We start from the raw sequence: 22,331 nt of genomic DNA, 5'->3' as shown, positions 1-22,331 counted from the left end.
TGGTTAGTCTTCTCAATGACGAACGGCCCGATCGAAAATTCGACCGGGCCGTCAAGGCAAAACCAAAGCGCTATGCCATGCGCGTTCTACGAAAACCTGCTTAACTGAACGGCATTACCGCGAAGCGGGTTTTTCAAGGGCATTGCCGTAGCTTAGTGCTTCATCGCCGGCATCGCGGTTGACGTCGAGGTGGCGCCCAGCGGACGCGCCACGGCATTGACTTCGATCGTTTCGCGGCGCTTGTCCTCGCCTTCGACGACCAGGGTCAGCGGGATCTTGTCGCCCGCCTTCACCTGCCCTTTGAGTTCGAGCAGCATCACGTGGTAGCCACCCGGCTTGAGTTCGACGGCTTTGCCGGCTGGCAAGGCGATTTCCTTGACCTGGCGCATGCGCATCATATTGTCCGTCATGCTCATTTCATGGATTTCCGCCACGCCGGCCACGGGCGAGCGCACTTCCAGCAGGCGCATGGCTTTTGGCGCCGTGATCTGCATGAAGGCGCCCGTGGCTTTTTGCTGCGGCACGGTGGCGCGCACCCACGGGTCGCTAATCTGCACGGAAGTCTGGGCAACGGCGGAGAAGGACAGCACGGTCAGGGCCGTGGCCAGCAGGGTTTTCAGATGGGTCATGATTATTTCCTCACTATGGTTATAAGGTGTATTTCGATTTCATCAGGGTCTTGATGTCCTGCACGCACTCGTCGCCCGTCAACTGGTGTTTCAGACCCAGGCGCATGCGTCCCTCGGCATCGAGCACATAGCTGATGGCCGTGTGGTCCATCGTGTAAGAACTGCCGCTCGGCACGCGGCGGTAGAAGACCTTGTAATTGAAGGCAGTCTGCGCCGTCGCCTGCGGGTCCGTGCGCAAGCCCAGGAAACTGGGGTCGAAGGCGCGCATGTATTCTCCCAGCAACTCGGGCGTATCGCGCTCGGGGTCGATGCTGATGAAGATCACTTGCAGTTTGTCAGCGTCCGGCCCCAGTTTCTGGCGGATTTCCAGCGCGCGCGACAGGGCTGTCGGGCACACGTCAGGGCATTGTGTGAAGCCAAAGAAGACCATCACATACTTGCCCTTGAAGTCGGCCAGGGTGTAGACCTTGCCGTCGGGGCCGCTCAACTTGAAGTCGGGCTTGTAATCGCCTCCCGTCAAGTCCAGACCGTTGTAATGGGGTTTCGGCGCAGGTTCGCAAGCGGCAAGCGTGAGCAATCCCGCCGTACCTGCGAGAAGAAAAAGACGACGTTTCATGGCAATTCCGGCCCGATGGGCGTAGTGGATACAGTTAAGACGTGGAAGGCGTGACTGGTGTGCTCAGGCAGCCAAAGGGGGGCCGCGCGGGCTGGCGCCCAGCCACGCGAATGGCGCTCGCGGCGCCTGGTAAAACGATGGCGGATAGTGGTCGTGGCCCGTGATGACGGCCAGGGGCGAGGATGATGAAGGCGGCAGGCCCGCACTGCCCGCATGGCTCATGCAGAACGGGCAATGCTCGATGTGGTGCAGCACGGAATCGGTGGTGGACTTGGCGGCCGGCGCCAGGTACGCTTGCGTGTAGACGGCGCCGCTGGCCGAGCAAATCTCGACGACGGCCCCATTCGCATTCGCCTGCAGCGAGGCAAACGCATACGACAGGGACGGCGACAGCGCATTGAGCAGTATCGCCAGGCAGGCGAACCACATATGCCACTGTTTGCGCTTCAATAAAGATCCCATGGCCCCGATTATAGCGGAGTATGGCTATCGCGTTGTGCAGGCGCGCCCGCGTGGCCGCGCAGGAACAGGCTGGGGCGCACGCCGGCCACGTCCACGCAGGCGTCGCAAAACGCGGGGATCGAGGCAAAGCCGGAGCCGGCGGCCACTTGCGCCAGGTCGCGCTCGCCGTCTTCGCCATCGGCATCCGCTTGCGCCGCCGTGTGCAGCGCATGCGCCAAACGCTGTTCGCGCACCAGGCTGAGCAGTGCTTCTCCCTCGGAAAACAGCCGCGCCCTGGCCTTGTGCGGCGTCACTTGCCACAGGGCCGCCAGACGCGCCGCCGTCCATTTGCCTTGCGGCGTATCAAAGATGTGCTGCGCCAGCGCCTGGCTCCAGCGCTTGCCGCCGCCGTGACCGGTATCCGTTTCATCGCCTTCCAGCGCCAGCGTGAACACGGCCGGCTTGCCCCGCCCCGGCATCACGTCGCAGGCAAAGCGCAGGAAAGCGGGCACGACGAAACTGTCGCCGCTGGCCAGCTTCTTGGTGGTGATTTCATTATGCAAAGTCACAAAACCCTGGCGCACGGTAACGCGCAGCCTGAGCGGAAAACGCAAGCCCAGCAAGTGCAAGGGATGATCGGAAACGAGGGCCATGCGTCAGGTCAAGGTGGTGAACGAGTCATCAGCATGCCACACATCGCGCAAGCAGTCTGTCATCACAGCGACGCCACGCCATAACGGCGCAAGCCATCGAGGTCGACCACGCGGATGGATTGGTAGGCGATGCTGATCAGTTTTAATTCGGCGAGGCGGCCCAGCGCCAGGTTCACGCGCTGGCGCGAAATACCGGTCAGCAAGCCGATTTCTTCCTGCGACAGCTCAAGCACCCTGGAGGTGCGCGGGTATAACATGGGATGAAATAGCTGCGCGATGGCTTGCGCCACTTGCGCGTCGACGGCCAGCAGGCGCTGGTTCTGGATGGTGGCGATGAATTGGCCCATGCGTTCGTTCAACTGGCGAATGACGAAGGCGTTGAAGGAAAGGCTCTCGGCCAGCAGCAGATGAAACAAGTCCACCGGCACGAGGATCAGGTCCGCGGCGCGCACGGCCACCACGTCGTAGCGGCGCAGTTCGCGCTTGAGCACGCTACCCTCGCCACACCAGCCGCCCGCCGGCACGCCGGAAAACGTGGCGCCGCGCCCATCGGCGTTGTAGACGGCCAGCTTGATCAAGCCCGTGTGCACGCCGATCCAGTGCGCCGACGGTTCGCCGCGCCGCGTGATGAAGGCGCCCGCCGCGTAATGCCGGAGCACACTGCCGGCGCGCAACAGGGCCTGATGCCGGCTATCGAGGGCCGTGAACCAGTCGTGGCTATCGAGTTCAGGCACGGCACGGTCTACACTGTCGTTGCTATCCATTCCATCTTTCAGACTTGTCACTAAGATGACAGTGATTTTCCAACGCCGGTGCTATGCTCACCGGTATCAATCCCGAAACAGGGAGCTAGAGATTTTTTACCAGGAGACAAGCATGACAGCTGATTTCAACACCGGCCTCGGCAAAAACAGCGCCAACTACGCCGCCCTCACCCCGCTCGACTATATCGCCAGGGCAGCCGCAGTATATGGCAATCGCCTGGCAATTGCACATGGCGCCGTGCGCCAGACGTGGGGCGTAACGTATGCGCGCACGCGCCGCCTGGCGTCAAGCCTCATCAAGCTGGGCGTGGGCACGGGCGACACGGTGGCCGTGATGCTGCCGAATACCCCCGCCATGGTGGAAGCGAGCTTCGGCGTCCCGATGGCCGGCGCCGTCCTCAATGCCCTGAACATCCGCCTCGACCTGGCCTCGCTGACCTTCATGCTGCGCCATGGCCAAGCCAAGGTACTGCTGGCCGACACGGAATTTGCCGAGCTGGCGCGCCAGATGGCGGCGCAGATTCCCGGCTTGCGCGTGATCCAGGTCAACGACGTGCTGGGCCCGGAAGTGGCAGCCTTTTCCGACCTCGACTATGAAAGCTTGCTGGCCAGCGGCGACCCCGAATACGACTGGCAGGGGCCGGCGGACGAATGGGATGCCATCGCCTTGAACTACACGTCCGGCACCACGGGTGACCCGAAAGGCGTGGTCTACCACCACCGTGGCGCGGCCCTGAATGCCCTGTCGAACATATTAGAGTGGGACATGCCCAAGCATGCTGTCTACCTGTGGACCTTGCCCATGTTCCACTGCAATGGATGGTGCTTCCCGTGGACCATCGCCGCCCGCGCCGGCGTCAACGTCTGCCTGCGCAAGTTCGAACCGAAACTCGTGTTCGACCTGATGCGCGAATTGCGCATCACCCACTATTGCGCCGCGCCCATCGTGCACGCGGCCCTGGCCAACGCGCCGGCCAACTGGCGCGACGGCATCGATTGGACCGTGCGCGGCATGGTGGCTGGCGCGCCACCGCCAGCGGCCATGGTGGCGAAGATCGAAGCCATGGGTTTTGACTTGATCCACTCGTATGGCTTGACGGAAGTGTATGGCCCGGCCGCCATCTGCGCCGAGCAGGACGAGTGGGCAGCCTTGAGCCAGGAAGAGCGGGCCGTATTAAAGTCGCGCCAGGGCGTGCGCTACCACTTGCAAAGCGCTGTCGCCGTGATCGACCCGGAAACCATGCAGCACGTGGCGGCCGACGGCGAACAGATCGGCGAGATCATGTTCCGTGGCAACATCTGCATGAAGGGTTACTTAAAAAATGAAAAGGCGACGCAGGAAGCGTTCGCCGGCGGCTGGTTCCACACGGGCGATCTGGGCGTCATGTATCCGGACGGCTATATCAAGCTGAAGGACCGCAGCAAGGACATCATCATTTCCGGCGGAGAAAATATTTCCAGCGTGGAAGTGGAAGATGCGCTGTACCACCACCCGCAAGTGCTGGCCGCCGCCGTCATCGCCCAGCCGGACGAGAAATGGGGTGAAACGCCATGCGCTTTTGTCGAGCTGCGCGAAGGCGGCACGGTGACGGAAGCGGAATTGATCGCCTTTTGCAAGAACAACCTGGCTGGCTTCAAGGTGCCGAAAGCCATTTATTTCGGCCCCCTGCCCCGCACGTCGACAGGCAAGATCCAGAAGTTCGAATTGCGCAAGCGCATGCAGTCGGACAAGGCCATCGACGTCTGATCAAGACCTGTCAGTCGCGCTTGCCTTGCAGCCACGCCGGCTGCGCCACCACCAGGCGCGCAAAGCTGGCGATGCTGGCCACGGCAGCGAACCCTGCCGCCAGGCACAGCGCATATGTCGTGCCCCGGCTGGCGGAAATGGTAAAGCAGTAGGCGACCAGCGCCGCGCCCGTCGCTTGGCCGATCAGGCGCGAGGTGGCCACCACGCCGCTGGCGCCGCCGGCCCGCTCGGGCGGTGCGCTGCCCATGATGGCTTTCAAATTAGGTGCCTGGAAGAAACCGAAGCCGATGCCGCACAAGGCCATGCGCCAGCCGATGTCAAACACGCTGGGGTGGGCCGGCATCCACACCAGGGTCAGCAAGCCGCCAGCCAGCGCCGCCAGGCCGATACCGCCCAGCACGCCAGGTGAATAACGGTCGCTCAAACGCCCGGCCACGGGCGCCATCACGGCCACCAGCACGGCCCACGGCGTCATCAAAAAACCCGTCTCAACGGGCGAACGGCCCAGTGTCACTTCAAAATAGAATGGCAGCGAGACGAAGGCCAGCCCCTGCGCCGCAAACGTGCAGATGGCCGTCAGCGACGACAGCAGGAATAATGGACGGCGGAACAGGTCGATCGGCAACATGGGCGCCGCATGCCCCGCCTGGCGGCGCAGCAGCAAGATAAAGAACACGGCCACGGCCACCAGTTCCGCCAGCAAGACGGCGCTGGACGCGTGATGGGCCGCGTCGCCGAACAGCAAAATGAGCAAGCCGAAGGCGCCCACGTTGTACAGCGCCGTGCGCGCATCGAGCGTGTGCCCGGACAGTTTTGTCGCCGGCAGCATGCGGCTGGCCAGGAAAAAGCCCGCCACGCCCAGCGGCACATTGATGGCAAACAGCCATGGCCACGACGCCGTTGCCAGGATCAGCGAGGCGGCCGTGGGGCCGATGGCGAACGCGACGGCCACCACCAGCGCATTGTTGCCAAACGCGCGGCCCAGCAAATGTTTAGGGTACAGGGCGCGCAGCAGCGCCGTATTGACGCTCATCATGGCGCTGGCGCCGACGCCTTGAAACAGCCTTGCCACCACCAGCGATGGCAAGGACCAGGCCAGTGCGCAGGCGAGCGACGCCAACGTAAACAGGAACATGCCGGAGATAAACACGCGTCGGTAGCCGGCAATTTCGCCGAGGGCGGAAAACGGCAGCAAGGTCGCCACCATGGCCAGTTGATAGACGTTGACGATCCAGACGGAGGCGGCCGGCGTCGTGTGCAGCTCGCTGGCGATGGCCGGCAAGGCCGTGTTGGCGATCGCCGTATCGAGCGAGGCCATGCCCACGCCGATGGCCAGCGCCAGCATGGCCCATAAACGGGCGCCGGGCGGCAAGCCGTCCTCGCCCACCATCACGGCTTGCGTGTGCCGCTGCATAGACTGCTGCATAGACTACCTGTTCATCTTGCTGATCCGGGCAATACACTAGCATGTATGAGGGAAAGCTGCAGGAGCGGCAAGCTTACTTCTGGCAGTCGATGACCTTGAAATCCTTCGAGTAGCAGATGCGCAACTCGCCCGAGTGCTTTTCATAGCCCAGCCAACGGCCCTTCAGTTGCGGGTTGTGCTGCTTCATCCACTGGAACAGCGCGTTTTTTGGCATGGTGGAGTCCGGCAACTTCAAGGCCTGGAACAGTTCGCGTTCTTTCTCGAAATACTGCTTGGCCGTATCGAAATCGCAGGCGCCATGCTTTTCCCATTCGCCCTGCAACAAGGCTTCGCCCGGCTGCATGCACATGTAGGGCAAAATCTCGGATGGCGCCAGCTTGGGCAGATTGCCCTTGCAATAGCGTGGGTGCAAGTCCGTCTTGCGCGGCGGCGTCACGGAAATGTCGTCACAGGTGGCGGGCTTGTTGGACTGCGCCCACAAGCCATGTACGATCCAGCCGAACTGGTTGCTGTCGGCGCACTGGAAGGCGGCCTTTTTCGACACCGCGCCACGGCGGCGCTGGCTGTCGCAAAAGCCTGGCGACCACGACAACGCCAGCATGAAGTAATCGGTGGGCACGTTGGTGCTTTGCTTGTAGCAGGTGTTTTTCTCGTCCGACGGCTTGACGTCGTAATCGACATAGCTGACGTTACGGGGAATGGCGCAGGTGGCGTCGGCCGCATGCGCGGCGCCAGCGGACAGGCTGAGGAAAACGGCGGCCAGCGCCGGCAAGACAGTTCTCAATTGCATAGGGTTTCCCTTTCAGAATATAAAACGCCGGCAACTGAGTGCCGGCGCGGTATCAATCCAACAAGCTGCTTAACAAACCTTGTGCATCCAGCCATGCGTATCCGGTGCCGTGCCATGCTGCAAGCCCAGCAGCGCTTCGCGCAGGGCCAGGGTGACGGCGCCGTTTTCATTATTGTTGATGGTCATTTCAAAGCCATTGGCCTTGGCCACGCCCACCGGCGTGATGACGGCGGCCGTGCCGCAGGCGAACACTTCGGTCATGCGGCCCGAGGCGATGTCGTCGCGCCATTGCTGGACGGACAATTTACGCTCTTCCGTCGCATAGCCGAGGTCTTTCGCCATTTCCAGCAGGCTGCGGCGGGTAATGCCTGGCAGCAAGGTGCCCGTCAGTTCCGGCGTCACCACGGTGACTTTCTCGCCATCTTTATAGACGAAGAACAAGTTCATGCCACCCATTTCTTCGATGAATTCACGGTGCACGGCGTCGAGCCAGACGACCTGGTCGCAGCCCTTTTCCTGTGCTTGCGACTGGGCCATCAGGCTGGCCGCGTAGTTGCCTGCACACTTGGCTTCACCCGTGCCGCCCGGCGCGGCGCGCACGAAGTCTTCGCTGATCCACACGGTAACGGGTTTCACGCCTTTCGGGAAATAGGCGCCAGCCGGCGAGGCGAACAGCACGAACAGGTATTCTTCCGAAGGACGCACGCCCAGGTAAGGGTCGGTGGCGATCATCAGCGGACGCATGTACAGGCTCTCGCCCGTGTGCTTCGGCACCCAGTTGCGGTCTTGCGCAATCAGCGCGTCGCCCGCTTCCAGGAACAGTTCGACAGGGATGGCTGGCATGGCCAGGCGCGCGGCGCTGCGGTTGAAGCGCGCGGCATTTTGTTCTGGACGGAAAGTCTTGATGCTGCCATCGGGCTGGGCAAACGCTTTATACCCTTCGAAGATGGCCTGGCCATAGTGCAGGGAAGACGCGGACGGGTCCAGCGTCAAAGGGCCATAAGCCTTCAATTCGCCCTGCTGCCACTTGCCGTCGCGGTAAGGAATCACCACCATGTGGTCGGTGAAGATGCGGCCAAAGGCGGGATTGACCATGCGCGCGGCGCGCTCGGCGTCGGACAAGGGGTGGGCGGACGGGGTGACGACGAGATTCGGTGTGGAAGTGGTCATGGCAGCAATGGGAACGAGTGAAGAGTATCCCTATTGTAGCGCCTATGGCGCCCAATCAGGCAAACGAGGATGGCCCCCGCGCCGCGCAAACAGGGCGCCATCATTTGCGAATGATTCTCGTTTGCGTTAAAATATCAGCCTTCCTTCTTCCACGCCATGCCCGACGCCCCGCATGGCGGCGCTATCGAAAGCCGATTTATTCATGACCAGTTCCTCCCTCCCCCAGTTGCGCGCCAGCGCCGACGAGACGCCGGACACCCTCCAGCAGCGTCAGCTTGCCGCCCCGCAACAACGGCGCTGGCACTGGAGCTGGAAGCAGGTGTGGTTTCAACTGCACTGGTTCATCGGCATCACGGCTGGCACGGTGCTGGTGATTATCGGCCTGAGCGGCGCCACCCTGGCCTTCAAGGAGGAATTGCTCGATGTCATGAACCCCGGCGTGCGCCATGTCGCCGTGGAAACCCGGGCGCCGCTGACGCCGGGCCAGTTAAGCAACATCGCCGCTGCCGAACACGGCCAGCGCGTGGCCTCGATCACCATGTATGCAGAAGCGGGAGCGGCGCCCCGCATATTCTTCGCGCCGAAGAACGGCCAGCGGCGCGGCGAGTCCATTTATGTCCATCCGTACACGGGTGCGACCCAGCCCGCGTTGATGGGCGCGGGCTTTTTCGAGTGGACGGAGTCATTGCACCGCTGGCTACTGCTGCCCCGCGATCCGGGCCGGCAAGTGGCGGGCGCGCTGGCCCTGTGCCTGCTGGGACTGGCCGTCTCCGGCCTGTATCTGCGCTGGCCCCGCCGTCCGCTGGACTGGCGCACCTGGCTGACCTTCGACCCGGCCCAGAAGGGCCGCTCCTTCCTGTGGAATTTGCACGCCGTGGCCGGCACCTGGTGCCTGGTGGTCTACGTGGCGCTGACCCTGACGGGCATTTACTGGAGCTATGACGTGGTGCGCGACAATATCGACGCCTGGGCCGGCAAGCCGCCTAGAGTGGCGCAATCGTCCAAGCGTACGTCCAAGGAGAACGTCCCCGCCGTCGACCTCAGCCTGGCCTGGAGCAGCTTCCAGCAACACGCCCCCGGCTGGACCCTGGCCACGGTGCGCCTGCCGACGCGCCCCGGCGAAGCCGTGCAATTCACGTGGCTGTCCAGCGATGCGCCGCACGAGCGGGCGCGCAGCCGCATGAGCATTGCCCCGGCCGATGGTACGCTCACGGAAAACGAACCGTACAGCCAGCAAGCGCTGGGGACGCGCCTCGTCAACATCATTTATCCGTTGCACATGGGCACGTATTTTGGCTTGCCGGGCCGCATTATCGTCACCGTGGCCAGCCTGGGCCTGCCCCTGTTCGCCATCACGGGCTGGATGCTGTACCTGGGCCGCCGCAAGGCAAAGCGGGCTGTGCAGGCGCAGCGGGCTCTGCTGGCTGGAAATCCCGGCAAGGCGAATACAGGCTTGCCGACCCTGGTGGCCTATGCCAGCCAGTCGGGCCAGGCCGAGCGTCTGGCCCTGGAAAGCGCGCGCGCCCTGCAGCAGGCAGGCGTGGACGTCGACGTAGAGTCGCTGGACCGGTTTGATCCCGCGCAATTGCGTCAGTACGAGCGGGCCCTGATCGTCGCCAGCACCTTTGGCGAGGGCGAGGCGCCGGATGGCACGCGCCGCTTTGCGCGCCTGTTGCAGCAAACGGCGGGCACGCCGCTGGCGGGCCTGGAATTCGGTATGCTGGCCTTGGGCGACCGCCATTACAGCGCCTTCTGCGGCTTTGGCCATGCGCTGGCGCAACAATTACAAACACTGGGCGCCACGCCCCTGTTCCCGCTGATCGAAGTGGACAAGCACAACCCCGCCGCCCTGGCCGACTGGTCCACAGCGCTGGCCCGCTGCAGCGGCAGCGCCATCGACGCCATCGGCGTGCAGGAAGCAGCATCGTATGCCGAATGGCGCCTGGCGCGCCGCGTGCTGCTCAATCCGGGCAGCCTGGGCGGCGAACTGCATGAAATCACCTTGACGGGCCCGGCCGGCGCCACCTGGGAAGCGGGCGCGCTGGCCGACATCATCGGGTGCAATGCGGATGGCAGCGATGGCGATGCGCATCACGCGCAGCACGCGCCGCGCAGCTATTCACTCGCTTCGCTGCCGTCCGACGGTGAACTGCAACTATTGGTGCGTCAGGAACGCCATGCGGGCATTGACAACCAGGGCCATGGCGTCTGCTCCGGCTGGCTCACGCGCTTCGCGCCGCTGGGCGCCGGCATCCGTTTGCGTCTGCAAGCCAATCCCGCCTTCGCACCTACCCTGGTGGACGTGCCCTGCATTTATATCGGCAACGGCTCCGGCCTGGCTGGCCTGCGCGCCCATCTGCGCGCGCGCCAGTGGGCGGGGCTGGCCCGCAACTGGCTGCTGTTCGGCGAGCGCCAGCAAGCTTTTGACAGCGTCTGCGGCGCAGAGTTGCAAGGCTGGCTCGACGCTGGCCACCTGGCGCGCCTGGACCGCGTCTTTTCACGCGATGGCAAGGAAGGTGGCAGACGTGAATATGTGCAGGACCGCCTGCGCGCCTGCGCCGATGAGCTGCGCGATTGGTTGGCGCAAGGGGCCATCGTCTACGTCTGCGGCAGCTTGCAAGGCATGGCGGCAGGAATCGATGCTGTACTGCAAGAAGTGCTGGGCCACGAGGGTCTCGATGCCCTGCTGGCGGCCGGACGCTACCGCCGCGACGTGTATTGAAACACATCAAGCAGCCCCCCGGCGCCGCCCGGCTATGTGGGCAAGCGCACAGTCAGCGCCAGCCATCGGATTAGAGTGGGGACATCGCGGCATGGAGATACACCCGCCGCACCACTCACTGTCTGCGAGGCACCCCATGAAAAACCCCTGGATGAGCATGTATCTGAGCGCCGCCAACCGCATCGCCAACACAGCACGCGGCCACGCCACGGCCGCCGTCAAGCGCGAAGCGGCGAAAAATACGCGGCAATTGACGCAAGTATGGTTCGACTCTTTCCTGCCCGCGGCAGGCAAGCCACGGCGCGGGCGCAAGGCGAAATAGGAGCTGTCACCAGCGATAACTGGTGCGGTGCATCACAGCAATAAGTTGAAGTTACGATCAGATGAACTAAACTGCAAGCATGGTAGTACATAAGGAAGTGACCGGCAGGCGCCGCATCCCCGCGCCGCCACCGGGACACCGGGAGACGACCATGTTGACGCTCAAAGTGCTGGCCTGCCTTGCCCTGTCGGCCTTGCTGCTCGCCCCCCTCGTGCTGAGGGATACGATGCAGTTATCGGCAGGACAGCAGCTGCAAGTACCGAATGTCGATGCCCATGCCATGTGGAGCCATTGGCCCAAGCAATAAGCGCGCTCGCTAGTGGCATTCACCGTCAAAAACCGCGTTATTGCGGGTGGGGATTTGTTCCCTCCTCCCCTTTGTTTTTCCGTATTTCCTTCACCCCCTCTTCACCATATTTTTGATCCAAGTCATGGATTTTCCCCTTCGCTGCGTCCACACTGGAACAGTCCGCTTCGCACCGCGACGGACTTAACCTGGAGCATCAGCATGGGTAAATCGCATTGGAAGGATGAGATGGCGCTGGGGGTTCCCGTCATCGACGAAGCGCATGAGGCGCTGTTTCAGGAGCTGGCGCGACTGGGGCAATTGAGCGACCAGCATTTCAGCGTGGCGTTTCGCGAGCTGATTGCAGCCGTCGAACGCGATTTCCGCGAGGAAGAGGATTTGATGGAACAAATTGCCTTTCCCTCGCTGGCCAACCACCGCGAACAGCATGCGCGCGTACTCAGCGGCTTGCACCATGCCTGGGCCGCCGTCGATGAAGGCGATCTGGAACAGGGGCGCCATGCGCTGTCGCTCTTGCCGCAATGGCTGATCTTCCATCAGGCCACCATGGACCTGGCCCTGGCGGCGGCGCTGGAGCTGGTACAGCGCCAACCCAGCTAATCGCTACAGCAGCAGCACCGTGGCCTGCTCGGGCAAGACGACGCGATAGTGTCCCGGGTATTTGTCTTCACCGTCGAAAATCTTGCAAAACACGGGTTGGTTGATGTCATTGACGGCCGGCTCGTGCATGGGCAAGGTGGCGATCAGCTGTTCACCATCCATCAACTGCAAGGCACTGCCCCGCTCGGCAGCGCAAAACGCCAGCGATTGCACATCGTTGGCGAACGGCCGCTTGTACCACGGCGTGATCGCCCGCACGGCGCGCCGCGCGTCGTGCAAGACTTGCCCCACGCGCGTGACATTCCACGCATCGCGCGCCACGGACGGCTGCAGGACGATATTCGCCGTCAACTCGCCCCTGCCCTTGTTGACCAAAAAAGTGCCATCCTGCACGGCGATGTCCTCGTTGAGCGGTACGACAAATACGCCGCCATCGGACACCTTGATCGGCACGGGAGCGCCATTGCCTTGCAGAGCCACGCGCACATCGTCGATGGTGGCGCTCAGTTTGGCAGGAATCAGGCGCAGGGCCATGACCACGCTGCCGCTCGACACTTGCCACACTTTCCTGGCCGTCAGATAACTTTCGCGGTAGGCCATGAAACGCACGCGCGGCGCCGCCTTGGCGTCGCTGCTGGCCGTGATCGTCACCGTCTGCGGTGGCAAGGCTTCGTCTGCGCTCGCCGCTGGCGCCACGGGTGTGGCAGGCACAAGAGGTGGCGCTACAAGGGGCGGTGGAAGCACGGCGGCGGGCGGCACGCTGGCGCTCTGCAGCGGCGCCGGAACAGCCGGCGGCGGCGCGTGTTCCTGGGCCTGGCCCAGCGACACGACACACAAGCAGCCGGCACAAGCGATCCATGTACGCATGCATTTCTTTCAATGAGGAAAATATTTTATCAGCGCCTGCATTATCGCAGAAGGCCAGCCGATGCGCCGCCCTTGGCCCACCTGCACGCCTGTCTGCACTCCTTTGGTGCGCACACTTGATTATTTGGCAAATATGATCTATATTAATAATGATTCTCATTCACGAAAGTGACGGGAGTCGCGCGCCCTTCTTTTCCACTGCCCGACTGCGCCGGGCCTTGCGGTGGAACTGCTATCCAAGCCAGACCACGGGCCAGCATCACGCCATCCCCCCAGCTACTGCGCACCTCGCCAGACGAGATAGGAAAACACACGACTACAATATTTCAGGAACATGATGCAATCGACTACCGTCTTCTCTTCTTCGCGCCAGCCCGCCTTGCGCCCCCTCCCCCGTTTATTACACATCAGCCTGCTCAGCCTTGCCGCCGGCGTGGTCTTGCCGGCCCAGGCCGCCGATGCCGCTGCGGCCGACGTTACCATGCCGGCCGTCACCGTGACAGGCCAGTCGACGGCCACCACGGAAGGCACGCAATCGTACACGGCAGGCGAAACGCGCAGCGCCACGCGCATGGACCTGTCCCTGCGCGAAACGCCGCAATCGCTCAGCGTGATCACGCGCCAGCTGCTCGACGACCTGGGCGCCGTGCGCCTGGACCAGGCGCTGGCACAGACAACGGGCATCCAGGTGGGCCAGAACGATACGGAGCGCACGACCTTTTATGCGCGCGGCTTCGGCATCAACAATATCCAGATCGATGGCATGGCGCGCGGCGGCAATGCGCCATTGCAAGACACCATCCTGTACGACCGCATCGAAGTCGTGCGCGGCGCCACCGGCCTGATGGGCGGCAAGGGCGACCCGTCGGCCACCATCAACATGCTACGCAAGCGGCCGACGAAGGAATTCCAGGCCAGCGCCGGCCTCATCATGGGCCGCTGGGATGACCAGCGCTTCGAGGCCGACCTTTCCACGCCACTGAACGCGGAGGGCAGCGTGCGCGCCCGCACAGCCCTGGCGTGGCAAAAACGCGATTCCTACCTGGACATGTATCACGAACGCAAGACGGTCGGCATGCTCATCGTCGAGGCGGACCTGCGTCCCGGCACCCTGCTGACGGCCGGCGTCGATTTCCAGGACAACCAGCCCACGGGCGCCACCTGGGGCGCCGTGCCCTATTGGAACGCGGATGGCAGCCTGGCCAACTTGCCGCGCAACACCAGCTGGACGACGCCATGGAGCACCTGGGCCAACAAGCAGCATACGGTATTTACCTCGGTGGACCAGCGCCTGCCCGGTAACTGGAATATGCACCTGGGTTATGCGCGCACGGAAAGCACGAACCGCACCACCGTTCTCTATGCAGGCAAAGGTTATCCCGATCCCGCCACGGGCGAAGGCATGAAACTATGGACGGGTGCCTGGGGCGCAGGCAAGAAAACGGGCGACAATTTCGACGTGTACGCCAGCGGTCCCTTCACCTTGCTGGGGCGCAAGCACACGGCCATCGTCGGCTGGAACGGCGGCAACCAGCGCTCACGCTCGCTGGGCGGCGAAGCGGAAATCAATTACCCGGACTTTATCCCTGATTACCGCAGCTGGACGGGCAACATTCCCCGCCCCGTGTTCCACCCGGACGGCTCGCACACGGAGACCGTGACGCGCCTGGCGGGCGGCTATGTGGCCACACGTTTGAGCCTGGCCGATCCGCTGCACCTGATCATCGGCGCGCGCAGCAGTACTTACCGCACGGACACGCACAACTACAACACGCAAGGCGTGTACACGGGCAGCGGCGACTTCGTGGAAACGCGCAATGAAGTCACGCCCTATGTGGGCGCCGTGTTCGACATCAACAAGCAATATTCGGCGTACGCCAGCTTCACGCAGCTGTTCAACCCGCAATCGAGCAAGGACCGCAACGACAAGTTCCTGGCGCCGGAAACGGGCGACAATGCGGAACTGGGCATCAAGGGCGAATTTTATGAAGGCAAGCTGAACGCCTCGGCCGCCCTGTTCCATACGAAGAAAAAGAACATGGCCGAGCTGGACCGCACGGTACCGCCCGGCTTTTTGCTGCCCGACGGCGGCCAGGCCATGGTGGCGAATGGCGCCGGCGTGACGGCCAAGGGCGTGGAATTCGACGTTTCCGGCCAGATCACGCCCGCCTGGGAAGCGAGCGGCGGCTACACCTACCTGCACGCGGCCGAGGCCGATGGCCGCCGCGCCGCCACCACGCAGCCGCGCCATTTGCTGCGCCTGGCCACCAGCTACCGTTTCGACGGTCGCCTGGCTGGCTTGAAAGCGGGCGCCAGCATGACGGCGCAAAGCGCCACCTACAGCGAATCGTGGTACGGCCGTCCGCCCTCGGGAGACATCACCGACATCCCGCAGGCCGGCTATGCGCTCTACAACGTCATGGCCAGCTATGCGCTCAGCAAGCATGCCAGCGTGCAGCTGAACGTGAATAACTTGCTCGATAAAAAGTACTACCGCAACGTGGGCTTCTTCGACGGCGTGTTCTGGGGCGAACCGCGCAATATCAGCCTGGCCGTGCGCACGGCGTTTTAAGCGCGCCAGTGCGCGGGCGCCAGCAAGGTAAAACCATCGAGCAAAGGGCCGCCCACGGGCGCCAGCACGGCGGCGGCAACTTGCTCGAAGGCGCGCTGGCCGGCCGGCAAGTCTGCCGCGACCAGGCGCAGCGCGCCGTCGAGTTGCCCGGCGATGGCGGCGTCGAACGCCTGCAGGCGGCGAAACAGGTGCTTGCCCTCGCCGCTCCACTGGCCTGCCGCGCGCAAGTGCAGGTCGGCCAGCGCCGGGTACAGCTGACAGGCCACGGTCAGCGCCTCGCCCGGGTGGCGGCTGTCGACCAGGTCTTCCAGCGCGGTGGTGATGGCGTAGCGGCGCCGCTGCAAATTATCCACATCGAGCACGGGTGGCCCGGCCGCGGCGATGGCTTGCGCCAGCGCCAGCAGCTGCGCGTGCTGCGCTCCGGGCGCGGCGATGTTCTCGCCTTCCAGCACCATCCTTGCCAGCGGCACCGTGCCGCCTGGCGCATCGATTTCCTTGCAAAAATACGTGAACGTGGCCACGTCGTGGGCGAACAGTTCCACCGTGCGCCCTTCGACCACGATGGTCGAGCGCCAGGCGCAACCGACGTGCTCGAACAGCAGCAGCAAGTCAATATCGGAACTGGGCGTCTGCCGGCCCGTGGCGAACGAGCCGCCGATGATGGCCGCCACAGCCGTGGGATGCTGCTGCCGCACCAGCCGCGCGGCAATCGCGCGGATAGCGTCATAGGTGGAAATGTGTGTCACAGCCAGTGCTCCGTGCCGAAAAGCACTATCCTACACGCGATACGCAGCCTGCCGCCACCCTGCTACACTGGCGCAATCTGATCAAGGAAGCAACATGGAATACGACTGCATCGTGGTGCCCTCGCCCGTGGGCGAGCTGACCCTGGTAGCGCGCGGGGCGGCTCTGGCCGCCATCCTGTGGGAAAACGACAAACCCAACCGCGTGCGCCTGGGCGCCATGCGCGTAGATGACAGTTGCGCCGTGCTGCTGGAAACGGCGCGCCAGCTGGGCGAGTATTTTGCCGGCACGCGCCAGCAATTCGACGTGCCGCTCGATTTTTCCGGCACGCCATTCCAGCAGGAAGTGTGGCGCGCGCTGCTGACGATACCGTACGGCCAGACGCGCAGCTATGGCGAGATCGCGCGCCAGATCGGCCGTCCCGCCGCCGTGCGCGCCGTGGGCGCCGCCAACGGCAAGAATCCCATTTCCATCATCGCCCCCTGCCACCGGGTCATCGGCGCCACGGGCGAACTGACAGGCTTTGCGGGCGGCTTGCATGCCAAGGTAAGCTTGTTGGCCCTGGAAGGCATCGCCCTGTCCAGCGACCGCGAAGCACTGAAAACGGGCCACGCCCGCCGCCGCGCCGTGCATGTTGATACGGCGCAAGGCTGTTTGTTTTAGGCTGCAGCATCGCTCCCCTTGTGGGATACTCACGCCCCCGCTCAAGCAAACACCTCATATGCCCTACCTTGTCATCCTGTTCTTTGTTGTTGTGTATTTACTGGCCACGTTTTTTTTCCACATTCCCGCCCTGGTCGCCCTCGTGTATGGCGTGCTGAGCCTGAGCTGTTTCGTCGCCTATGCGATCGACAAGTCGGCCGCCAAACAGGGGCGCTGGCGCACCTCGGAACGCACCTTGCTGCTATTGGGGCTGCTGTGCGGCTGGCCTGGCGCCGTGCTGGCCCAGCAATGGCTGCGCCACAAGTCCAGCAAGCGCTCATTCCGCATCGTGTTCTGGATCACCGTCGCCCTCAATATCGGCGCCTTCGTGTATTTCAGCATGCATTACGCGGCGCCCGATATCGGCACCGAGGTGGCGCCCATCGAACTGTAAAACTGTCTCCCGTCAAGATGTAACAATTATTGCAGCGCATTGTTCTTGAAATGATCGCCTGTCAGAATATCAATATTTACGATATTCAAGCCAATTCATCTACACGGGAAAGCCCTTTTCGACCATGCGTACCTTGCAAATCCACAATTGCTTCTTGTTCCGCCTTGCCGCTGCGATTTGTTTCGCAATCACGTTGGCTGGCTGCACAAGCTATCGTTTTATTCCCCCGGACTCCGATGCGGGGCGTCAATGCGTGACGAGCTGCGGGACCAATCAACAAATATGCATTGCCGGCAAGGAGCAGCTTGCTGCAACCCAGGCCCAAGCTTGTGAGATGCGCAACGTCAGTACCGTTTCCATCTGCCTGGCCGTGGCGAAAACAGATGCGGACCGGGAACTGTGCTCGAAGAAACGCCAATATTGTTCCTCCAGCGCATCTGGAACGTGGCAATGCGCGGCAGATTACAGAGCCTGCTATACGCAATGCGGCGGCAGGATCGAGGAAAGCGAATAATCGATCGCAAGGCTGATGCCGTCGAACAAGATGCCGGCGCGGCTGGCGCAAAGCGGGACGTGCGACGCGCGGCAGGCTTGATTGATCTTGTTACTCGCCCAGCAAGCGCAGTGATTCCAGCCAGTCCGCCTTCCACTCGCGCAGCAAGGGCTGCGTGGCGAAGGCCTTCTTCAGGTGTGCCATCGGCACGCGGTGCACATCGTGCAAACCAAACGCCAACGTCACCGGATGCCACAGGTGGCTGTTCTTGCCGCCGCGCGAATTCTTGCGCACGCGGGCGCCATCGTCGCCAAAAATACCCACGCCACTGGCCATGCCTGCGTCCAGGTCGACCTTGCCCACGCCGGCAAAGGCAATCAAAATCTGCTCGCGGCCCAGGCCCTTCAAGGCGCTGGGCAAGACCACCGGCGCCTTGTCAAGCTCTGCCTCTGCTGGCTGCGGATGCTGCAACTCCTTGAGCAAACGCAACAGATCGCGCTCCTGGAAATGCAAGCCATCGAGCGGCACGCGCAGTCCCGGCGCCTTCAGTTCGATGGCGAGGTTGCCCGAGTCGCGCGTAAAGCGCAGCCACACGTCATCGGCGCCAGAGGCCAGGTGCTCTTTGTCGCCGATGAACACGACAGGCGCCGCATAGCGCGTCACGCCGTCATGGAACAGCTCGGCCCATGCTTCGCTGTAATCGAGCCAGACGTACGGCAAGCCGCCCTGCTCCAGCAAACGCGCCAGGGTCCACGGGGTGCCCGTTTGTTGCGCCAGCCAGGCACAGGCTTGGGTGGCGGTGGCGCGGTACGGCAAAGAAAGGGAAGTCATGGCGGTTCCGTCGATAAAAGTGGAGCGCAGTGTAGCAGACTGCCGCCATCGGCCCCTTCGGCAGGCGCAGCGGGCGCGCTGCGCCAGGCTGGAAACATCAGCATGCGCCACGGCCATTCCGGCCAGCGAAAGCCATGCAGAGCAAGCGCTTGATGTCGCGCTCAAGGAAAGCTTTCCAGCCAGCGAGCCGATTGCCATTGCCCCCGCAAGCCTGCCACCAAGCCCTCCGCCTGAGCGCTACGCCCCAGCAGCCACCCTTGCGGTGGCTTTATATTTTCATGAAACTGAATCCAGGCGCCAGGCCCGCGCGTACATGGCTATGCCATGAGCAAATAACGTTGCCACACGGGAAGGAAATGCCATGCAGCATTACAGCAAAAAGACGGATCCCATGGATCAGCGCCTGTATCTGGCCCAGCGCATCGACCGGGCTGATGCGCGCCTGCAACACGTGCACGATGCGGCCGAGCGGGAACGCTGCGCGCAATGGATCACGGCCTGGGCAGTGGCGGCAGGCGCCGATGCACCGCGCGGCATGAAGCTGCGCATCCGCGGCGAATTCATCTTGCTTTGAGCAAGTAAAAGCCCCGCCCGATGCGTGCGCATGGGGCGGGGCCAGTCAAGCCGACACGCGTCTAGTTCGGCGTGTCGCGGTACTGCTCGGGCGTCGTGTCGCCATCGGCGATTTCATACCACATCGCGTTGAGCACGGCGAACGTCGCCGCCAGCGGAAGACCCAGTATCCAGGCGAAATACCACATAATTATTTCCTTTCCTTCATTCTTAGTAGGCGTGACCGGTGTCGTCCTTGATTGCTTTTGCATCAACTTTACCCCACAGCACTTTATATACCCAGGTCGTGTACGCCACGATGAGGGGGATGAAGACGGCCGTGACGACCAGCATGATGAACAGGGTCATGTGGCTGGACGAGGAATCCCACACCGTCAGGCTGGCGCGCGGATCGATCGACGAGGGCAAAATGAACGGGAACATGGCCGCGCCCACGCCGAGGATGATGCCGGCGATGCCGGCCGCGCTGGCCAGCAAGGCTGGCACTTCGCGGCGCGCGCGCTGGAAAGCGAAGGCCAGCAGCGGGCACAGCAGGCCCAGCGCTGGGGCGATCCAGGTCCAGGGATGGGCGGCAAAGTTGAGGAACCAGGCGCCCACGTGCACTTCCGCCGTTTTCAGCATCGGGTTCGACGGACCGTCGACCACCACCGCGCTGCTGATGCGGTAGCCATCGACCCACAGCCACAGGGCCACGCCGGCCAGCGCATACAGCACGACGGTCGCGAGCGCCGCCACGCTGCCGTAGCGGCGCGCCCGTTCGGCCACGGCACCGTCCGTCTTCAACTGCAACCAGGTGGCGCCGTGCATCACCAGCATGGCCACCGAGACGAGGCCGCACAGCAGGGCGAACGGGTTGAGCAGCGCAAAGAACGTGCCGTCATAGAAGATGTGCATGTCCGGCGAGAAACGGAACGGCACGCCTTGCAGCACGTTGCCTATCGCCACGCCGCAGATCAGGGCCGGCACGAAACCGCCCACGAACAGGGCTGCATCCCAGCGGGCACGCCAGCGCGGGTCTTCGCGCTTGCTGCGGAACTTGAACGCCACGGGACGCACGATCAGCGCCACGAGGATGACGAACATGGCCAGGTAAAAGCCCGAGAACGAGACGGCGTACAGTTGCGGCCAGGCAGCAAAGATGGCGCCGCCACCGAGGATCAGCCACACCTGGTTGCCTTCCCACACGGGACCGATACTGTTGATGACGACGCGGCGTTCCAGGTCGGTCTTGCCGACGAAGGGCAGCAGAATGCCCGTGCCCAGGTCGAAGCCGTCGGTGATGGCAAAGCCCACCAGCAGGATGCCGATCAGCAACCACCAGATCAGGCGCAGTGTTTCGTAAGAAATCATTTCATGCAAAATCATGGTCTGGCCCTCCTTAGGCGCGTTGAGTATGAATGGCGGCGGCCGCTGGCACGGGGGCCGGCGCCTGCTCTTCCGGCCCCTTGCGGATGGCCTTGAGCATGAGCTTCATTTCGATAATCAACAGCACGGTATAAATGGCGGCAAAGCCGGCTATCGTAATCAGCAAGGTCGTCGCGCCCAGGTTAGAGACAGCCACGGCCGTTGGCAGCACGCCTTCGATGACCCAAGGCTGGCGGCCCACTTCGGCCACGATCCAGCCCGCCTCAATGGCCACCCACGGCAGCGGGATGGCGAACACGGCCAGCTTCAGCAACCAGCGGCGCTTGTCCAGCGTGCGGCGCGTCGACAGGATGAAGAAGGTGCCAGTCAGCAAGATAAAGAACATGCCCAGGCCCACCATCACGCGGAAGGACCAGAACAATGGCGCCACGGGCGGCACGGTATCGAGCGCGGCCTTGCGGATCTGCTCGGGCGTGGCCTGGCGCGGATCGTCGACATAGCGTTTCAACAGCAAGGCGTAACCCATGGACTGGCCTTTCGATTCGAACATGTCTTTCGCCTCTTGCGGCACGGGGCTGCCTGGCGCCACGCTGCGGATGGTTTGCAGCGCGTCATACGCCTTGATGCCGTCCTGGATCAGCAGCTCGCCGCGGTCGACCAGCTGCTCGATGCCGGGAATTTCCGTCGTCAGCGAACGCGTGCCGATCAAGCCCATCACCATCGGGATGTGCACGGCGTAATGCGTCTCGCGCGCCTTCGCGTCCGGGAAGCCGAAGGCCGTGAAGGCGGCGGGCGCCGGCTCCGTGGTCCACATGGCCTCGATGGCGGCCAGCTTCATCTTCTGGTGTTCGGACGACAGGTAGCCGCTTTCATCACCAAGCACCACCACCGACAGCGAAGCGGCCAGGCCGAACGAGGCGGCCACCGTCATCGAGCGCTTGGCCAGTTGCACGTGGCGGCCCTTCAGCAGATACCAGGCGGAAATACCCAGCACGAAAATCGACGCCGCCGTGTAGCCGGCCGACACCGTGTGCACAAATTTCGCCTGCGCCACGGGATTCGTCAGCACGGCGCCGAAATCCGTGATTTCCATGCGCATGGTTTGCGGATTGAAGGCCGCGCCGACGGGATTTTGCATCCAGCCGTTGGCGATCAGTATCCACAGGGCCGAGAAGTTCGAACCGATGGCCACCAACCAGGTCGTGACCAGATGGCCCCGCTTGGACAGCTTGTCCCAGCCAAAGAAGAACAGGCCGACGAAGGTCGCTTCCAGGAAGAAGGCCATCAAGCCCTCGATGGCCAGCGGCGCGCCGAAAATGTCGCCCACATAATGGCTGTAGTAGCTCCAGTTCATGCCGAACTGGAATTCCATGACGATGCCCGTCGCCACGCCCATGGCGAAGTTGATGCCGAACAAGACACCCCAGAACTTGGTCATGTCGCGCCAGATGGGGCGGTTCGTCATCACGTACACCGTCTCCATGATGGCGAGGATCACTGACAGGCCGATCGTCAGCGGAACGAAAATAAAGTGGTACAGAGCTGTCAGCGCGAACTGCAGTCTGGATAAAGCGACAATATCGAAGTCCATATGATTTCCTTG

General features: G+C 63.0%; 24 protein-coding genes. 10 read left to right on the top strand and 14 right to left on the bottom strand.

The window, feature by feature from the left end; all coding sequences use genetic code 11:
* Positions 1-152: 152 nt before the first annotated feature.
* From ACQ4WS_RS23275 to ACQ4WS_RS23255, 5 genes are all read right to left on the bottom strand, one after another.
* Positions 153-629 carry a copper chaperone PCu(A)C gene (locus ACQ4WS_RS23275; RefSeq protein ID WP_436479376.1) on the bottom strand — a complete coding sequence of 159 codons (477 nt, stop codon included), beginning with the start codon at positions 627-629 and terminating at the stop codon, positions 153-155.
* Between the two features lie 19 nt (positions 630-648).
* Positions 649-1,245, bottom strand: coding sequence for an SCO family protein (locus tag ACQ4WS_RS23270; protein ID WP_070279155.1), 597 nt, complete (start codon positions 1,243-1,245; stop codon positions 649-651).
* A gap of 63 nt (positions 1,246-1,308) precedes the next feature.
* Complete coding sequence (locus ACQ4WS_RS23265) at positions 1,309-1,695, bottom strand: DUF2946 domain-containing protein (RefSeq protein ID WP_436479375.1); 387 nt, start codon at positions 1,693-1,695, stop codon at positions 1,309-1,311.
* Positions 1,696-1,715: 20 nt separating this feature from the next.
* Complete coding sequence (locus ACQ4WS_RS23260; RefSeq protein ID WP_436479374.1) at positions 1,716-2,339, bottom strand: helix-turn-helix transcriptional regulator; 624 nt, start codon at positions 2,337-2,339, stop codon at positions 1,716-1,718.
* Positions 2,340-2,401: 62 nt separating this feature from the next.
* Complete coding sequence (locus tag ACQ4WS_RS23255) at positions 2,402-3,103, bottom strand: Crp/Fnr family transcriptional regulator (RefSeq protein ID WP_436479373.1); 702 nt, start codon at positions 3,101-3,103, stop codon at positions 2,402-2,404.
* 112 nt (positions 3,104-3,215) lie between these two features.
* On the opposite strand from ACQ4WS_RS23255, the gene ACQ4WS_RS23250 reads away from it, so the two are divergent.
* Entirely contained in the window at positions 3,216-4,850 is a 1,635-nt protein-coding gene (locus tag ACQ4WS_RS23250; protein WP_436479372.1) for an acyl-CoA synthetase, read from the top strand.
* 10 nt (positions 4,851-4,860) lie between these two features.
* On the opposite strand, the gene ACQ4WS_RS23245 is transcribed toward ACQ4WS_RS23250, so the two are convergent.
* The 3 genes from ACQ4WS_RS23245 to ACQ4WS_RS23235 form a co-directional block, all read right to left on the bottom strand.
* Complete coding sequence (locus tag ACQ4WS_RS23245; protein WP_436479371.1) at positions 4,861-6,276, bottom strand: MFS transporter; 1,416 nt, start codon at positions 6,274-6,276, stop codon at positions 4,861-4,863.
* Positions 6,277-6,349: 73 nt separating this feature from the next.
* Positions 6,350-7,066 carry a ribonuclease T2 family protein gene (locus ACQ4WS_RS23240; protein WP_436479370.1) on the bottom strand — a complete coding sequence of 239 codons (717 nt, stop codon included), beginning with the start codon at positions 7,064-7,066 and terminating at the stop codon, positions 6,350-6,352.
* Between the two features lie 69 nt (positions 7,067-7,135).
* Positions 7,136-8,236 carry a branched-chain amino acid aminotransferase gene (locus ACQ4WS_RS23235; RefSeq protein WP_436479369.1) on the bottom strand — a complete coding sequence of 367 codons (1,101 nt, stop codon included), beginning with the start codon at positions 8,234-8,236 and terminating at the stop codon, positions 7,136-7,138.
* 202 nt (positions 8,237-8,438) lie between these two features.
* Between ACQ4WS_RS23235 and ACQ4WS_RS23230 the strand changes: the two genes are divergently transcribed.
* The 4 genes from ACQ4WS_RS23230 to ACQ4WS_RS23215 all read left to right on the top strand — a co-directional run bounded on the left by ACQ4WS_RS23230 (position 8,439) and on the right by ACQ4WS_RS23215 (position 12,187).
* Entirely contained in the window at positions 8,439-10,958 is a 2,520-nt protein-coding gene (locus ACQ4WS_RS23230) for a PepSY domain-containing protein (RefSeq protein WP_436479368.1), read from the top strand.
* A 136-nt stretch (positions 10,959-11,094) separates the two neighbouring features.
* Positions 11,095-11,280: a hypothetical protein gene (locus ACQ4WS_RS23225; RefSeq protein WP_156894876.1), complete on the top strand. Its 186-nt coding sequence runs from the start codon at positions 11,095-11,097 to the stop codon at positions 11,278-11,280.
* 151 nt (positions 11,281-11,431) lie between these two features.
* The gene (locus tag ACQ4WS_RS23220; protein ID WP_436479367.1) at positions 11,432-11,587 is read left to right on the top strand and encodes a hypothetical protein; all 156 of its coding nucleotides are present in this window, start codon (positions 11,432-11,434) and stop codon (positions 11,585-11,587) included.
* A 201-nt stretch (positions 11,588-11,788) separates the two neighbouring features.
* A complete protein-coding gene (locus tag ACQ4WS_RS23215) occupies positions 11,789-12,187 on the top strand; it encodes a bacteriohemerythrin (protein WP_353657727.1) in 399 nt (132 codons plus the stop codon).
* A 3-nt stretch (positions 12,188-12,190) separates the two neighbouring features.
* Here the strand turns inward: ACQ4WS_RS23215 and ACQ4WS_RS23210 are convergent, their stop codons facing one another.
* Positions 12,191-13,054, bottom strand: a complete 864-nt coding sequence (locus ACQ4WS_RS23210) for a hypothetical protein (RefSeq protein WP_436479366.1) — start codon at positions 13,052-13,054, stop codon at positions 12,191-12,193.
* Between the two features lie 334 nt (positions 13,055-13,388).
* Here ACQ4WS_RS23210 and ACQ4WS_RS23205 point away from each other — a divergent pair, with 334 nt between their 5' ends.
* Positions 13,389-15,626, top strand: a complete 2,238-nt coding sequence (locus ACQ4WS_RS23205) for a TonB-dependent siderophore receptor (RefSeq protein WP_436479365.1) — start codon at positions 13,389-13,391, stop codon at positions 15,624-15,626.
* Here ACQ4WS_RS23205 and ACQ4WS_RS23200 read toward each other — a convergent pair.
* Positions 15,623-16,372 (bottom strand): nucleotidyltransferase domain-containing protein, encoded by a 750-nt coding sequence (locus ACQ4WS_RS23200; RefSeq protein WP_436479364.1) that lies wholly within the window; start codon positions 16,370-16,372, stop codon positions 15,623-15,625. The two genes, ACQ4WS_RS23205 and ACQ4WS_RS23200, sit on opposite strands and share 4 nt — an antisense overlap.
* A 94-nt stretch (positions 16,373-16,466) precedes the next feature.
* Between ACQ4WS_RS23200 and ACQ4WS_RS23195 the strand changes: the two genes are divergently transcribed.
* The 3 genes from ACQ4WS_RS23195 (at position 16,467) to ACQ4WS_RS23185 (ending at position 17,980) form a co-directional block, all read left to right on the top strand.
* Entirely contained in the window at positions 16,467-17,033 is a 567-nt protein-coding gene (locus ACQ4WS_RS23195; protein ID WP_436479363.1) for a methylated-DNA--[protein]-cysteine S-methyltransferase, read from the top strand.
* Between the two features lie 58 nt (positions 17,034-17,091).
* The gene (locus ACQ4WS_RS23190) at positions 17,092-17,466 is read left to right on the top strand and encodes a DUF1294 domain-containing protein (RefSeq protein ID WP_436479362.1); all 375 of its coding nucleotides are present in this window, start codon (positions 17,092-17,094) and stop codon (positions 17,464-17,466) included.
* Between the two features lie 124 nt (positions 17,467-17,590).
* Positions 17,591-17,980 (top strand): hypothetical protein, encoded by a 390-nt coding sequence (locus ACQ4WS_RS23185; RefSeq protein ID WP_436479361.1) that lies wholly within the window; start codon positions 17,591-17,593, stop codon positions 17,978-17,980.
* Between the two features lie 90 nt (positions 17,981-18,070).
* On the opposite strand, the gene ACQ4WS_RS23180 is transcribed toward ACQ4WS_RS23185, so the two are convergent.
* Positions 18,071-18,790, bottom strand: coding sequence for a hypothetical protein (locus ACQ4WS_RS23180; RefSeq protein WP_436479360.1), 720 nt, complete (start codon positions 18,788-18,790; stop codon positions 18,071-18,073).
* A 361-nt stretch (positions 18,791-19,151) separates the two neighbouring features.
* Between ACQ4WS_RS23180 and ACQ4WS_RS23175 the strand changes: the two genes are divergently transcribed.
* Positions 19,152-19,364 carry a hypothetical protein gene (locus ACQ4WS_RS23175; protein WP_436479359.1) on the top strand — a complete coding sequence of 71 codons (213 nt, stop codon included), beginning with the start codon at positions 19,152-19,154 and terminating at the stop codon, positions 19,362-19,364.
* A gap of 61 nt (positions 19,365-19,425) precedes the next feature.
* On the opposite strand, the gene cydX is transcribed toward ACQ4WS_RS23175, so the two are convergent.
* From cydX to ACQ4WS_RS23160, 3 genes are read right to left on the bottom strand one after another with little or no spacing between them, the layout of a single operon-like run.
* A complete protein-coding gene (gene cydX, locus ACQ4WS_RS23170; protein ID WP_092712907.1) occupies positions 19,426-19,551 on the bottom strand; it encodes a cytochrome bd-I oxidase subunit CydX in 126 nt (41 codons plus the stop codon).
* Between the two features lie 22 nt (positions 19,552-19,573).
* Complete coding sequence (gene cydB / locus ACQ4WS_RS23165) at positions 19,574-20,728, bottom strand: cytochrome d ubiquinol oxidase subunit II (RefSeq protein ID WP_436479358.1); 1,155 nt, start codon at positions 20,726-20,728, stop codon at positions 19,574-19,576.
* A gap of 13 nt (positions 20,729-20,741) precedes the next feature.
* On the bottom strand, positions 20,742-22,319 hold the full coding sequence (locus ACQ4WS_RS23160) for a cytochrome ubiquinol oxidase subunit I (protein WP_436479357.1): 1,578 nt from the start codon (positions 22,317-22,319) through the stop codon (positions 20,742-20,744).
* Positions 22,320-22,331 lie beyond the last annotated feature (12 nt).

The sequence above is a fragment of the Janthinobacterium leeuwenhoeki genome, from assembly GCF_051380795.1.
GTDB lineage: Bacteria > Pseudomonadota > Gammaproteobacteria > Burkholderiales > Burkholderiaceae_D > Janthinobacterium.
Note: the sequence above shows the minus strand (reverse complement) of the source record. Positions and strands in the feature narration are given on the sequence as shown.